Below are 14,138 nucleotides of genomic sequence, written 5' to 3'. Positions count from 1 at the left end.
ACAATGGAGACCTCGTGCCCGGGACGGGAGGAATCGTGACCACCATCTCTGTGCCCCGCTCCGTCGTGACCTCGCTGGTCGAGGACGCCGTCACGGCCCCGTCGATGCACAACGCGCAGCCGTGGAGATTCGTGTACCGCGAGGTCTCCGGCACCGTGGAGCTGCACGGTGACCCGGCGCGCGAGCTGCCCCGGGAGGACCCGGACCGGCGGGAGCTGCACCTCGGGTGCGGGGCCGCGCTGTTCGGGCTGCGGGTGGCCGCGGCGGATCGAGAGCTGCGGGCCGTGGTGGAGCTGCTGCCGGATCCCGCCGATCCGTGGCATTTCGCCGACGTCCGGTTCGAGGAGGCCGGCTCCGGTGAGGACGAGCTGGCCGTGCTGCGTCCGGCGCTGCGCGAGCGGCACACGAGCCGGTACCCGTTCACGGAGGAGCAGGTGCCGCCGGAGATCCTGGACGGGCTGGGCGCGGCCGCCGTCCTGGAGGGCTGCAGGCTCGTCGTGCCGGGCGCATGGCACACGGAGACGGTCATGGGGCTCATCCGCACCTCGGAGCTGTTCGAGGCGGCGGACGAGTCGGTACGGGCCGAGATCGCGGCGTGGACGCGCACCGGGGCGTCGGACGAGGCGCTGTCGGACGAGGGCATCCCCGCCTACGCGCTCGGCCCGCGCCAGTACGACGTCACCTCACCGGTGCGGGACTTCGACACCGGGCGTCAGGTCGCCGGGCGCACGGCGGAACCCTTCGAGAAGCATCCGCAGATCGCCCTGCTCGGCACGGTCGAGGACGGACCGGTGGACTGGCTGCGCGCCGGTCAGGCGCTCCAGCGCGTCCTGCTCCAGGCCACCCTGGACGGCCTCTCCACCTCCCTGATGTCGCAGCCCATGGAGTGGCCCGAACTGCGCACCCTGACCCGTGACCCCTCCTCCACGACCGGCCACGTCCACATCGTCCTGCGCCTCGGCTACGGCCCCCACGGCCGCGCCACCCCCCGCCGCCCGGTCACGGAGGTGCTGTCCTTCGAGGAGTGAGATCCGGGGCGGCCGGCCTCTGGATCCTAGGGGCCCGCTGGTCCACCCTGAACGCTGAAGGGCACGCGCTCGCGCCGTCCGTCCGCTGTCTCAGGGGGCCCCGAACGCACACCGATCTGTTCACCGCCGTCCTCGCCTTCGCCGGAGTCGCGCTGCTGATCAATGTGGCGCCCGGGCCCGATTCGCTGCTCGTCGTGCGGGCGTCCGTCACCGAGGGGCGGCGCGTCGGGGGCGCCGCCGCGGCGGGGGTGCTCGTCGGGTGTGCGGGGTGGGGCGTGGCCACCGCCGTGGGGCTGACGGCCCTGCTCACCGCGTCCCGGGCGGCGTACGACGTGCTGCGGGTGTGCGGCGCCCTGTATCTCGTGTTCCTCGGGGTCGCGGCGCTGCGGCGTGCCGGGGCGCCGTCGCCGGAGCCGGACGGGGTGGGCGGTGGGGGCCGTGGACGGGCGGTGGCGTTCCGGCGGGGAGTGGCGACCAATCTGCTCAATCCCAAGGCCGGGGTCTTCTACATGAGCCTGATCCCGCAGTTCGTGCCGCCGGGCGCGGGGCTGTTCGGCACGACGCTGCTCCTCACGGCCGTCGACGTGGTCGAACTCGCCGTCTGGTACGGGATTCTGGCCCGGGCCTCCTCCGCGCTCGGCGAGCGGATCCACCGGCCCGCGTTCCGGCGCCGCCTCGAACAGGCCACCGGGGTCGCCTTCCTCGGCTTCGCCGCCGGCCTGCTGTTCGACCGCTCCGCGCCCTCGCGCCTGTGAGCCCGCGGGTCAGAAGACGCGCAGGTGGGTCTCGCGGGTCAGACGGGTCAGGAGTTCGCTGAACCACGGGGTGCGGACCTCCGGGCGGCGGACCAGCGCCTCGCGGAAGGCCTGGGGGTCCGCGCGGAAGGGATGGCGGGCGGCCGACGGGGGTGCCGGGTCGTCGCGCAGGACACCGTCGGGAAGACGGCCCGACGCGGGGGCCGGCAGGTGCGCGCTCGGGAAGGCCAGCTCCAGCCAGACGCCGAACGGGAGCGGGACCCGGTGGGCCGCACCGGGGCCGTCGGCGGACCAGAGGGCACCCGTACGGGAATGGGTCGGGACGATCAGGATGTCCGCGGAGTCGCGAGGGGGCGGGAGGCCCGGTCCCGCGAGAGCCGCCCGGCGGGCGGTGCCCCGGGTGGGGAGCAGGATGTCGAGGCCGCGCTGCAGGACCGTCGCCATGAGCGGGCCGCCGCTCAGGATCGTCACGGGGCGGCCCTCGGACGCGGCCAGGAAGTGGGCAAGGGCGCGGCCCGCCGCCGCCTCCCACTCCGGGTTCCAGGCCCACCAGCGCCGGATGCCCGGTGTCGCCGCCCAGTCCGCGCGCGGCTGGAACGGGGGCGTCCGCAGGCCCTCGGCGAGCAGCTCGGCCCAGGTCGGGGGCGTGGTGTCGGTGCCCTCGACACGGCGGCGGCGGACGGCGTCGGGCGCGAGCCACACCGCCTGCCACAGCGAGCAGTCGTCGATCCGCGTCGCCACGGCCCGGCCGCACCCGATGCAGGCCATGTTCGGCCCGTCGGCGCCGTCCAGGCCGCAGCAGTAGCCGCCGGCCCGCTCGGGGACGAGTTCGGTGCCGCGCACGTCGCCGGGGGCGATGACGACCGCGCCGGGCGCCCCGAACGACAGGTGGTACAGGGGGGCGTGGATCCCGCGGGCGGCGGCCTCGCCCGGGGCCAGGTCCTCCCAGACCCGCCAGGGCGGCCCCGACGGTTCGGGGTCGACGGCGAACGTGCCGGGTTCCATGAGCACCGGGAGCTGGATGCCGTTCCCGTACTTCTGGTGGGCGTGGACGGGCAGCGCGACGCGGCGGAGCGGGACGGTGAGCTCCGCACCGCACCCCGCGCACTCGAAGACGTACAAGCAGGTCCTTCCCCCTGTTCGGCGCAGGCGCGCCGGAGTTCACCCCAAGGAACCACACCGACGGCACTGACCTGCACCGGTTTACCGGCTCGCGGTCGGTGGCCGGCACCGGGGCAGGCCGGCGGGACTGCGGTCCGGGTGGACCGCGGGTTGGGTCGTGGGCGGCGGTCCCGACGACGGCGCACGACGTGCCGCGACCGCTCCCCCGCTGGATCCGTTGGAGGAATTCCTGATGCGTTCGCTGAAGATAGCCACCGGCACCGTGCTCGCCTGCTCCGCCCTGCTGCTCGCCGCACCGACCGCCGCGCACGCCGCCGGCGCGGGCTCACCGGCCGGCTGTGAGGCGGCCAAGTCGCAGGCGGTCGAGGCCCAGGCCGACTACGACGCGATGAAGAAGCAGTACGACGGCGGCGACCACGTCAACGTCACGAAGGAGCAGCTCGCCGCGGGCGAGCAGAACGCGAACTCCACGGCCTCCGAGGCGCAGCGCCTGTGCGGCGACAGCGTCGCGAACCCGTCGGCGTCCCCCTCGACGTCCGCCTCGCCGACCGCGCCGACGACCCAGAAGCCCCGGCCGCAGCACACCGCTCCCGCGACGCCGGTGCCGACGGCGCCGATGAAGGACAAGCCGAGCGGTGCCATGCACACCGGGTCCGGCTCGACGAGCACCGACCCGGCGGGTGTCCCCGCGCTGGCCGCGACCGGCGGCCTGGCCCTCGCGGCCGCCGCCGGCTTCGCTCTGCGCCGCCGCGGCAACCGCCAGAACTGACCGTTCGCCCCGCCCGCCCCGTCCGCCCAGGAGACAGCCCGTGCCCGACGCCCACCGCTCACCCGGGAGACGGCCGCGGACACGGCTGCGCCGGGCCGGCGAAGGGCTGCTCCTGAGTCTGGTCGCGGCGGGCGCGTTCGCGTTCACGGTGGCGGACGCGCGGACCGGGCCCCCTCAGCCGGGGGCCGTCTCCGGGACGGTGGTGGGCGGTCGGGCGGTCGCGCCGATGCCCGCCGCCCGGCCGCTGCGCGTGGTGATCCCGGAGCTGCGCGTGGACGCCCCGCTGACGAAGCTGCGACTCCAGGACGACGGCCGGCTCGCCGCGCCGCCGGAGGACGACGACAACCTCGCGGGCTGGTGGGCGGACGGCCCGGTCCCGGGCACCCGCGGCACGGCGATCGTGGCCGGTCACGTCGACATCCCGGACGGCCCCGCCGTGTTCTACGGGCTCGGCGCGCTGAAACCCGGCACGACGGTCGACATCACGCGGGCCGACCACCGCACCGCCCGCTTCACCGTCGACTCCGTGGACGTGTACGCGTCCGACGACTTCCCCGACCGGAAGGTGTACGGCGACACCGGCCGCCCCGAGCTCCGGCTGATCACCTGCGGTGGCGGCTACGACGAGGAGCGCGGACGGTACAAGGGCAACGTCGTCGTCACCGCCCATCTCTCCTCCTGAGGAGGCATCGTGGCCGCAACCTGGGACCCCCGCCCCGCGCCCGAGGCGGCCCGCGAGTTCCTGCCCGTCCTGGACATCCCGCCGCCGGGGCGCCAGCGCCGCTGGACCGTGCTGCTGCGCTGGCTGCTGCTGCTCCCGCAGTTCGTCGTCCTGGCGGTACTGACGATCGCGGCGGTGTTCGTCGCGATCGCCGGCTGGTTCGCCGCGCTGTTCCTGGGCCGGCTGCCCGACGGGATCTACCGCTTCCTGGGATCCGTGCTCGTGTACACGACCCGGGTGAACGCGAGCGCCACGCTTCTCGTGGACCGGTATCCGCCGTTCGCGTTCTCGGCGCCGGACCACCCCGTGCAGATCGAGCTGCGTCCGACACCGCTGAACCGGCTCGCCGTGCTGTTCCGGCTGATCCTGGTGATCCCCGCGGCGATCGTGACCTCGCTGGCCCAGAGCGGCTGGGCCGCGCTGTCCTGGGTGTTCTGGCTGATCGCCCTGGTCCTGGGGCGGCTCCCCGAGCCGTTGTACGCGGCGACGGCGGCCGTGGCCCGGTTCAGCTTCCGCACGGCCGCGTACTGGCACCTGCTGACCCCGGCGTACCCGAAAGGCCTGTTCGGCGACGCTCCGGTGCCGCCCGCCGAGGTCCGCTCCGGGACCCGGCCGCTGCTGCTCGACACCGGGGCCAAGGTGCTCCTGGTGCTCTTCCTGCTGCTCGGCCTCGCCGGGCAGGTCGTCCGCGGCACCGTGGACTACGACAGCGACGACGACGGCTATACAGACCTGTACGGCTCCCACCAGCCGGCGCCGTAGCGCTCCGGTGAGAGCCGTAGGGGGACGGCCACGGTCAGGTGTGGCCGGGTCCGGTCAGGCCGTGCGCGGCGGCCAGTTGCGGATCGCCTTGGGGCGCGGCGGCGCGTAGGTGCGCACCTTCGACGTGGTCAGGCCCAGGCGGACCAGCGACTCGGCGATGGTGACCGCGGCGGCGACGCCGTCCACGACCGGGACACCGGTGCGGGCGACGACCTGCTCGGTCAGGCCCGCCATGCCGCCGCAGCCCAGGCAGATGACCTCGGCGTGGTCCTGCTCGACGGCGGCCGCGGCCTGCTCGACGATCGCGGCGACCGCGGCGTCGGGGTCTCTCTCGAGCTCGAGGACGGCCATGCCGCTGGCGCGCACGGACGCGAGCCGGTCGGTGAGCCCGGCGAGCTTGAGCCGGTCCTCGATGAGCGGCACGGCCCGGTCGAGGGTCGTGACGACCGAGTACTTGTGGCCGAGGAACTGCGCGGTGCTGGCGGCCGCCTCGGTGATGTCGACGACGGGGACGTCGAGCAGCTCCTGGAGGCCCTCGCGGCCGTGCTCGCCGTAGCCGGCCTGGATGACGGCGTCGAAGGGCTCGGGGTAGGCGCGCACCTTCTCCATGACGGCGATGGCGGCGAGGTAGCTCTCGTAGTTGCCCTCACAGGACTCCGGTCCGAAGTCCGGCGTGAGCGGCACGATCTCGGTGCCGGGCGCCGCGACGGCGCGGGCCGTGTCGGCGATGCCCTTCGTCATCGACTCGGTGGTGTTGACGTTGGCGACGAGGATGCGCATGGGGGTGGTACTCCAAGGGGTGTGGATCATTCGGCGGCGACGGCGATGCTCTCGCCGTCGACGTGCTCGAAGGTCTGCTTGCGGTCGTTCACGAGCCAGTACAGCCCGGCGGCGATGCCGGCGCCGATGAACCAGGAGAAGCCCGCGATGCCGGAGAAGGACGGGACGAGCGCGATGATCACGGAGAGGGCGGCGGCGGGCACGAAGACGCCGACGGCCTTCATGTTGATGCCGCGCCGGTAGTGGTACGTGGCCTCGGGGTGCTCGGTGTAGAGGTGCGGCACGTGGATCCGGGCCTTGCGCAGCAGCCAGTAGTCGGCCATGACGATGCCGAAGACGGGGCCGAGGAGGGCGCCGAGTCCGCCGAGGAAGTACGTGACGGCGACCGGGCTGTCGTACAGGTTCCAAGGCAGGATCACCAGGCCGATGAGCGCGCTGACGACGCCGGCGCTACGGAAGGTGAGGCGCTGCGGGAACATGTTGACCAGCATGTACACCGGCGCGACGAAGTTCGCCAGGAGGTTCACGGCGACGGTCAGCATCAGCAGGGCGAGGCAGGCGAGGGCCAGCAGGATCGTGCTGGGGATGTCCTGGACGACCTGGGTGGGGCTGGTGATGACCTGTCCGTCGATGCGGAACTGGGCGCCGCTGAGCACGACCGCGATCGCGGCGAAGAACAGCATGTTCACCGGGATGCCGACCAGGTTGCCGCGGGAGATGGCGCGGTTGGACTTCGCGGAGCGCGTGAAGTCGCAGAAGTTCAGGACGAAGGTGCCGTAGACGACGACCCACAGGGCGGCGGCCTCGAAGATGTGCAGCCACTGGGTGCCGCCCTGGAACGGGGTGCCGTTGTCCAGCGCGATGGAGCCGTCGGCCTTGACGAACATCCAGACGGCGAGCGCGAGCACGGTCACCAGGACGGTCGGCGCGGCGAGCGCCATGTACCGGCGGATGGCCTGCATGCCGTAGCTGACGATCAGGACCTGAACGGCCCACAGGACGAGGAACGCGATCCAGCCGAGCGTGGACAGGCCGAGGATCGAGTTCTTGTCGTAGTCGGCGGCGCCCGGCCACAGCGCCGTCACCAGCGTGCGCAGCACCTGGGAGGCGAGGTAGGTCTGGATGCCGAACCAGGCGATGGCGGCGGCGCCGCGGACCGCGGCGGGCAGCTTGGAACCGCGGACGCCGAAGGCGATCCGGCTCATCACGGGGAACGGGACGCCGGTGCGCGAGCCCATCCGGCCGGACAGGTTGAGCAGGACGAACAGCATGCCGGACGCGACGGCGAAGGCGATGAGGATGTCCCACACGCTCATCCCGAGGGCGAACAGGCCCATCGCGAAGGCGTAGTTGCCCAGGCTGTGGACGTCGTTGCCCCAGAGGGTGAAGACGTTGTAGGCGCCCCAACTGCGCCCCTGGGTCTTGGTCGGTGCAAGGTCGCTGTTGTAGAGCCGCGGGCTGATGTCGACGCCCGCCACCTCCACCGGCCCCGTCTGGGCTGGGGGCCGTTGCTGAGCAGTGGCCATGGGGACCCCTCAACTTTCCGCCGTGCAATTTCCGCTGTGCGAAAACACAGTTCCAAAGAATGTGAACTGGACGTTACGACGCCGGTTTTCCAGAGGTCAACGGTTTCCAGGCGTCCGAAACTCCGTGACATGAGTCACAACGGGACAAGCTTGTATACCAAGCGGGGGGACGCGTATAACCCCGCCGGACGGGCCCGGCGGGGTCTGTTCCACGCAAGTGTGAAGTTGATGAATCCGCAGGTCAGAGCAGGGGTTCCTGGAGTTCGGTGACCCAGTGGTCACGGTTCTCCGGACACTCCAGGTTTACCTCCGTGGGGTATCCGGCGGAGCGATGACCGTGCGCCTCGATCCAGTGGGCCAGCATCTGGACAGCCGGCAGGACCGCCTCCATGGAGCCGCGATGGATGACCGTGGCCGCCCGCTCGACGGGCGGCAGGTCGAGCACGCGCAGGCCGTCCTCCTCGCGGGGCGCCGCGGCGACCTCGACGCCAGCGTGGACGAGGACACCGCCACCCGGCGCGTCCTCGTACCGGGCGACGCCGGGCCCGGTCGGTGCGATGCCGGCCGCTCCGAGCCGTCGGAACAGCTCCCCGTACAGCGGCTGGATCACCGGGCCGATGGTGTCGAAGTCCGGTGCGACCGCGGTCAGTTCGGCCACGCGGCGGCTGGGCAGGTGCTTGATGACGATGTCGTCGCCGGGCATGAGTCCCTCGCTCTCGATGGACCGGAGCCGCGCCTCGACCTGGCCGAGCCGGGCCGCCGTCGCCGCCATCTCCGCGGCCAGCTCGGCGCGGCGCAGCCGCAGCATCGCCCGCAGTTCCCCGGCGTCCACCTTCTCGTCGAGGATCTCCCCGACCTGCGCGAGGGTGAAGCCGAGGTCCTTCAGGGCGATCAGCCGGTTGAGCCGGGCGAGCTGGGCGGCGGTGTAGTGGCGGTATCCGGTGGCGGGGTCGACATGGGCCGGGCGCAGCAGTCCGGTCGCGTCGTAGTGACGCAGCATCCGGACCGAGACCCGGCCGTGCCGGGCGAAGTCTCCGATGGTGAACATGGTGTCTCCGAGTACACGGGCTCACACGGTGTGAGGGTCAAGCGTCCCCCGTCGAGCCGCCGCTTCCAGTCGTCCCGGACATCATGCGCACCATCGGAGCGGTGCCGTCAGCCGCGGGTGAAGACCGCGACCGTGCGGGCCGGGACGGTGAAGGTGCCCGAGCCCTTCTCGTACGAGGACGTGCGCACGACCTCGTCCGCTCCCTTCTCCTGCACCGGATGCAGGCCGTACGCCGTGCCGGCCAGCTGCCCGACCGTCTGCTTCTGCTCCTCGGGCGTCGCGTTGAGGACGACGACGAGGTCGCCGAGGCGCATGGTGACCACGCCCGGGGTCTCGTCGGTTCCCGAGAGCGGGAAGGACAGCTCCTTCTGGACCTCGGCGGCGCTGTCGAGGTGGAAGGCGGGCTCGGCCGTGCGGATCTTCAGCAGGTCCTGGTACGCGGCGGAGGCGCCGTCGATGTCACGGCAGCCCGGGACCGGGACGGAGGCCAGGAGCGGCTTCGCGTACGGCCACTTCGCCTCGTTGTCGGCGGCGGGCGGGAGGCCGCGCCCGAAGCCGTTGCCCGTGCGGCAGTCCCAGTGGATCGCGTTGAACCAGTCGCCGCTGTCGAAGGAGTTCCGGTCGAGGGACTTCGACCGGAGCAGGTCGGTGCCGGCCTGGGAGAGGGCGGGGCCCTGCGAGAGCGTGGCGGTGGCCGTCGCGAGGACCTGCATACGGGCCCGGTCGGCCGTCGAGGTCTCCTTCGGCAGCTTGTAGGTGAGGGCGTCGTAGAGGGACTCGTTGTCGTGCGCGTCGGCGTAGGCGAGCGCGTCGCCCGGGGCCTCGGCGTACCCGGCGGGGGCGCCGTTGTAGTCGACCTGGGAGCCCTTCACCTGCTTCCCGGCGGTGTCGGTGAAGGAGTAGTCGGCCAGGTTCCCGGACAGGCCCACCTTGATCAGGTCCTGGTAGTGGAGCAGCCGGGCCTTCTGCTCGGCGGGGGTGCCGTTGGCCTTCGAGGTGTTGGGGTCGGTGTAGAGGCCGCTGGCGAAGCCCTGGACGCCGGGGTCCTCGTCGAAGGGGCCGCCGCCGCGGACGGCGTCGCGGGCCCGGTCGGAGAAGGTGGCGATGCCGGTGCCGGCCATGTTCTTCTGCGTGGCCTGGACGAAGCGGGCGTCGTCGGCGACCTCGCCGAAGTTCCAGCCCTCTCCGTAGAGGATGATCTTCTTGCCGTCGACGCCGTCCTTCGCGACGGTGAGTGCGTCGAGTGCCTTGCGGACGGCCAGGATGTTGGCCTTGGGGTGGTGGCCCATGAGGTCGAAGCGGAAGCCGTCGACTTTGTACTGCCTGGCCCAGGTGACGACGGAGTCGGCGACGAGCTTGCCCATCATCGTGTTCTCGGGCGCGGTGTTGGCGCAGCAGGTCGAGTTCGCGACCGAGCCGTCCGCGTTCAGCCGCTGGTAGTAGCCGGGGACGATCCGGTCGAGGACGGAGTTGTCGTCCTGGCCCGCGGCCGCCGTGTGGTTGTAGACGACGTCCATGACGACGCGCAGGCCGTCCTGGTTGAGGGCCTGGACCATCTGCCGGAACTCGACGGTGCGCCGGGTGCCGTCCGGGTCGGAGGCGTAGGAGCCCTCGGGGACGGTGTAGTGGAGCGGGTCGTAGCCCCAGTTGAAGGCGTCCTTCGCGGCGCTCTTCGTGACGCAGGCCTGCTGCCGGTCACTGTCGGGCGCGTACGAACCGAGGTCGCAGTCGGGGGTGGCCTGCTCGGACCGCTTCTCGGGGATCGTCGCGATGTCGAAGGCGGGCAGCAGGTGCACGTACGAGGTGCCGGCGGCGGCCAGGGCGCGCAGGTGCTTGGAGCCCGCGCTGTCGCGGTCGGTGAAGGCGCGGTAGGTGCCGCGGTCGTCCTTCGGGGTGGTGGTGTCCGCCACGGAGAAGTCGCGGACGTGCAGTTCCTGGGTCTGCGCGTCCTTCATCGCGACGGCCTTCGGCTTCTTCAGGTCCGACCAGCCCTTGGGGGCGAGCGCCCGGTCGGCGAGGTCGACGACGAGGCTGCGCTGCGAGTTCGCGGTGAGAGCGACCGAGTACGGGTCGGTGACCTTGTTGGTGACGAGCTTGCCGACGCTCGGCGCCCACACGCGCACGGCGTAACGGTACGGCTTGCCGCGCCAGGCGTCGGCCGGGCCGGTGGCGGACCAGACGCCGCTCGCACCGTCGCGGCGCATGCGCACGGTCCGCCCGTCGAGGTCGAGGGACACGTCCTGGGCGGTCGGCGCCCACACGGACAGAGTGACCTTGTCCCCCTTGAACACGGGTCCGAGCCCGGTCTTCGCGGCGGCCGTCCCGTACAGGGAGTCGAGCGCGCCGGGGAGCTGGACGCCGGTCGCGGTGAGCAGGGCGCCGTTGGCCGCGCGCTGGGTCGCGATCAGCTGCCCGCGCAGGGCGTCGCGCGCCCGGTCGCGGTCGCGGGGGTCGATCGTGAACGCGGGGTAGTCCTTGAGGTGCGGGTACTTGGCCTTCTGCGCGTCGGTGAGCGCGCCCGGGTTCAGCCGCAGCCAGTGCCCCTCGTCGCTCAGCGCTCCGTCCTCGACGGTGATGCCGCCGTCGGGCGCGTACACGAGCTGTGCGCTGGTGCCGGAGCCGGCCTTCACCTTCCACACGACGGTGTCGGCGTCGATCCACTGCGCCTCGGCCTTGCCAAGGTCGAGGTCGCCGCCGCCGCTCTGGGACGGCAGCAGGTAGCCGCTCTCCCCCGCGTTCAGCCACACCTCCTTGCCGTACGTGCCGAAGTCGAGGGAGCGGTCGGTGGGGATGTCCTTCTCGTCGCCCTTGTGGAGGATGTAGCCGAGGCTGGTGGCGCCTTCGGCGAGCGGCACCTCGAAGACGAGGCCGAACGCGTCCTTGCCGGTCGGCTGGAGCGGCTTCGCCCAGTCGGTGGGGTTCGCGGCGCCGGTCCAGGTGTGCAGACCCCAGCCGTCGTAGTCGCCGTCGGCGCGGCGCACATGGACGACGGCCTTGGTCGCGTCCTGCGGCGGGTACACCCCGTCGGGCCGGGTGGACTTCTGTCCGTCGGCGCCCTGCTCGATCCAGACCTCTCCGGTCCTGCCGAGGTCGATCGTGCGCTCGGGGCCGTCGGCGGTGCCGTCCTTCTCGACGGTGTACTTCAGCGATCCGGCGCCGTCGGGGACCTTCACCCAGGCGAAGGCGCCGTAGGCGTCCCGCCCGACGAACTCGCCCTTGCTGTCACCTGACTTGAGGGTCCAGCCGGTGTAGTCCTTGTCGGTGCGCTGATAGTGGACCACGACGTGGTCGCGGTCGACGGCGGTCGGCTTCTCGGGGGCCGGGGCCTGCCCGGCGGTCGAGGAGGCGAGGGCGCTCGCGGTGCGCCCGTCCCGGTCCACGACGACGGCCTTGTAGCGCAGGTCGGTGCCCGCCTTCACCGTGTCCGGAAGATACTGCGTGATCTTGTACGGGGCGTGGTCGACCGAGCCCAGCGTGCGCCACGTCCCGTCGCCGACCTGGGCGGCGAAGACCACGCGCGGGGACGCGGTCGCACCGGGGTCGGCGCTGAGCGTGACGGTGCCGGTGGCGCCGGCGGCCCGGGCCGTGAGGGAGACCTGCGGTGCGGTGCCGGCCTTCGGGAGCTTCGCGTCGGCGCGCAGGACGAGGGAGGAGAGCGCGGGGACGGTCACCTCGACGCGTCCGCCGTCGGCCTTCACGCGGCCCGATCCGCCGTAGAGGGTGCCGAACGCGGCGGACTCCACGGGCAGTTCGACGGTCTTGGCCTCCTGCGCGTTGTTCACGGCGACGACGTACTCGCGGTCGTCGCCGGTGCGGGAGAACGCGTACACGGAGTCCTTGGCGTAGAGCTCCTTCTGCGTGCCGTCGGTGAGGGCCGGGTTCTGCTCGCGGAGCTTCGCCAGCGCGGCGATGTCCTGGTAGAGGGGGTGCTGCTCGTCGTAGGCGGCGTCGGCGTGCGTGCGGTCGGTGCCGAGCTCGTCGTCGTCCAGATAGTCGGCGACCTTCGAGGGGAAGAGGGTCTGGCGGGCGTCCTTGTCGCCGCCGGCGCCGGTGAAGCCCTGCTCGTCGCCGTAGTAGACGACGGGGTTCCCGCGCGAGAGGAACATCAGCTCGTGGGCGAGCCGGTCGCGCTGGAGGAGTTCCTTGTCGGATGCCTTCGGGTGGTCGGCCTTGAGGAAGGTGCCGATGCGGCCCATGTCGTGGTTGCCGAGGAAGGTGACCTGCTCGTACGCGTTGGCCTGGTCGGTGGCGTACTTGTAGTCGTCGGCGAAGACCTTGGCGAGCTTGTCCGCGCCGGCGCCCTGGGAGGCGTAGGCGCGGGCGGCGTCCTGGAACGGGAAGTCGAGGGTCGCGTCGAGCCGGCCGCGCGTGACGTAGGGCGCGGTGACGTCGGTGTCGGCGGAGTAGACCTCGCCGAACATGAAGAAGTCCTTCCGGCCGCGGGCCGCCGCGTACCGGTCGAGAGCGGTGGCCCACTGGGTCCAGAAGTCCATGTTCACGTGCTTGGCGGTGTCGATGCGGAAGCCGTCGACGTCGAAGTCCCGCACCCAGGTCTCGTAGATCCTCTCCATGCCCCGGACGACCTCGGGCCGCTCGGTCCACAGGTCGTCGAGCCCGGAGAAGTCGCCGTACGTCGTGGACTCGCCCTCCCAGGTCGAGTCGCCGCGGTTGTGGTACATCGTCGGGTCGTTCAGCCAGTCCGGGACCATCTCGCCGGTGTTCTTCGGCGTGTACGGGAAGGAGTCCCGGTCGACCTTCGCGGTGACGCCCGCGCTGTCGTCGAAGGGGCGGCCGCCGGTGTCGAGGTAGGGGTAGGCGCCCTTGGGGCGGTAGCCGTACTGCTTCTCGGCGTAGTCGACGGTGTCGGCGGTGTGGTTGGTGATGACGTCGAAGAAGACCTTCATGCCCTTGGCGTGCGCCTTCGCTATGAGGCGCTTCAGATCCGCGTTCGTGCCGAAGTGCGGGTCGACCCGGGTGAAGTCGGTGATCCAGTAGCCGTGGTAGCCGGCCGAGGCGTTGTCGCCCTCGCCCTGCACCGGCTTGTTCTTGAAGATCGGCGCCATCCAGATCGCGGTGGTGCCGAGGTCCTTGATGTAGTCGAGCCGCTCGGTGAGGCCCTTGAGGTCGCCGCCCTGGTAGAAGCCCTTGTCGGTGGGGTCGTAGCCCGTGGAGAGCCGCGAACCGGTGAGTCCGCCCTTGTCGTTGGCGCTGTCGCCGTTGGCGAAGCGGTCCGGCAGGACGAAGTAGTACTGCTCGCGGGTGAGGTCGTGGCGGGCGGGCGCGGCGGCGAGCTTCGCGTCGGAGGGCGGCGCGGGCGGGGCCGCGGCGCGGGCCGCGAGCGGCTGGGCGAGCGTGACGAGGAGGGCGGCGGCCGCAGTGTACGCGGCGGCCCGTCTGTGCGGGATGGGACGGGTGCGGCTCAAGGCGTGAACTCCTCGCGGAATCAGGGCTCTTGGGGAGGCGCGGGCCGACGGGGGCCGGGGCCTTGGGGACCGGGGCAGCGGGGAGGAGCCCCGGTCCGCCGCGTGACGGTACCGCTTGCTGGAAGCCGACTGCAAGAGTTCTGCAAGCAACAGCAAGAACTTTCAGCAGGGTTCTTGACGTGGCCTTCTCAACTCCCGCAGGCT

The 14,138-nt window shown here is 72.0% G+C and carries 10 protein-coding genes; 5 read left to right on the top strand and 5 right to left on the bottom strand.

The annotated features are described in order from the left end of the window. Nucleotides 1–35: 35 nt before the first annotated feature. A complete protein-coding gene (locus ACIBTU_RS23560) occupies nucleotides 36–1,028 on the top strand; it encodes an Acg family FMN-binding oxidoreductase (RefSeq protein ID WP_399128332.1) in 993 nt (330 codons plus the stop codon). Beyond that, the gene (locus ACIBTU_RS23555) at nucleotides 1,025–1,783 is read left to right on the top strand and encodes a LysE family translocator (protein WP_399128331.1); all 759 of its coding nucleotides are present in this window, start codon (nucleotides 1,025–1,027) and stop codon (nucleotides 1,781–1,783) included. The genes ACIBTU_RS23560 and ACIBTU_RS23555 overlap by 4 nt, the downstream gene beginning before the upstream one ends. A gap of 9 nt (nucleotides 1,784–1,792) precedes the next feature. On the opposite strand, the gene ACIBTU_RS23550 is transcribed toward ACIBTU_RS23555, so the two are convergent. Continuing rightward, the gene (locus ACIBTU_RS23550) at nucleotides 1,793–2,905 is read right to left on the bottom strand and encodes a hypothetical protein (RefSeq protein ID WP_399128330.1); all 1,113 of its coding nucleotides are present in this window, start codon (nucleotides 2,903–2,905) and stop codon (nucleotides 1,793–1,795) included. 232 nt (nucleotides 2,906–3,137) lie between these two features. Between ACIBTU_RS23550 and ACIBTU_RS23545 the strand changes: the two genes are divergently transcribed. The 3 genes from ACIBTU_RS23545 to ACIBTU_RS23535 are packed head-to-tail and all read left to right on the top strand — an operon-like array spanning nucleotide 3,138 to nucleotide 5,157. After that, nucleotides 3,138–3,674, top strand: a complete 537-nt coding sequence (locus tag ACIBTU_RS23545) for a hypothetical protein (RefSeq protein ID WP_399128329.1) — start codon at nucleotides 3,138–3,140, stop codon at nucleotides 3,672–3,674. A gap of 40 nt (nucleotides 3,675–3,714) precedes the next feature. Further along, on the top strand, nucleotides 3,715–4,356 hold the full coding sequence (locus ACIBTU_RS23540) for a class F sortase (protein ID WP_399128327.1): 642 nt from the start codon (nucleotides 3,715–3,717) through the stop codon (nucleotides 4,354–4,356). Nucleotides 4,357–4,362: 6 nt separating this feature from the next. Beyond that, complete coding sequence (locus ACIBTU_RS23535) at nucleotides 4,363–5,157, top strand: DUF4389 domain-containing protein (protein WP_399128404.1); 795 nt, start codon at nucleotides 4,363–4,365, stop codon at nucleotides 5,155–5,157. Nucleotides 5,158–5,211: 54 nt separating this feature from the next. Here ACIBTU_RS23535 and ACIBTU_RS23530 read toward each other — a convergent pair whose 3' ends face one another. The 4 genes from ACIBTU_RS23530 to pulA form a co-directional block, all read right to left on the bottom strand. Then, a complete protein-coding gene (locus tag ACIBTU_RS23530) occupies nucleotides 5,212–5,937 on the bottom strand; it encodes an aspartate/glutamate racemase family protein (RefSeq protein WP_399128326.1) in 726 nt (241 codons plus the stop codon). 26 nt (nucleotides 5,938–5,963) lie between these two features. Then, on the bottom strand, nucleotides 5,964–7,463 hold the full coding sequence (locus ACIBTU_RS23525) for an NCS1 family nucleobase:cation symporter-1 (RefSeq protein WP_399128325.1): 1,500 nt from the start codon (nucleotides 7,461–7,463) through the stop codon (nucleotides 5,964–5,966). A 241-nt stretch (nucleotides 7,464–7,704) separates the two neighbouring features. Then, a complete protein-coding gene (locus ACIBTU_RS23520; RefSeq protein ID WP_399128323.1) occupies nucleotides 7,705–8,511 on the bottom strand; it encodes a MerR family transcriptional regulator in 807 nt (268 codons plus the stop codon). 107 nt (nucleotides 8,512–8,618) lie between these two features. After that, the gene (gene pulA, locus ACIBTU_RS23515) at nucleotides 8,619–13,934 is read right to left on the bottom strand and encodes a pullulanase-type alpha-1,6-glucosidase (RefSeq protein WP_399128322.1); all 5,316 of its coding nucleotides are present in this window, start codon (nucleotides 13,932–13,934) and stop codon (nucleotides 8,619–8,621) included. Between the last annotated feature and the right edge of the window lie 204 nt (nucleotides 13,935–14,138).

The organism is Streptomyces sp. NPDC050145 (assembly GCF_044460245.1).
In the GTDB taxonomy this organism is placed as follows: Bacteria; Actinomycetota; Actinomycetes; order Streptomycetales; family Streptomycetaceae; genus Streptomyces.
Note: the sequence above shows the minus strand (reverse complement) of the source record. Positions and strands in the feature narration are given on the sequence as shown.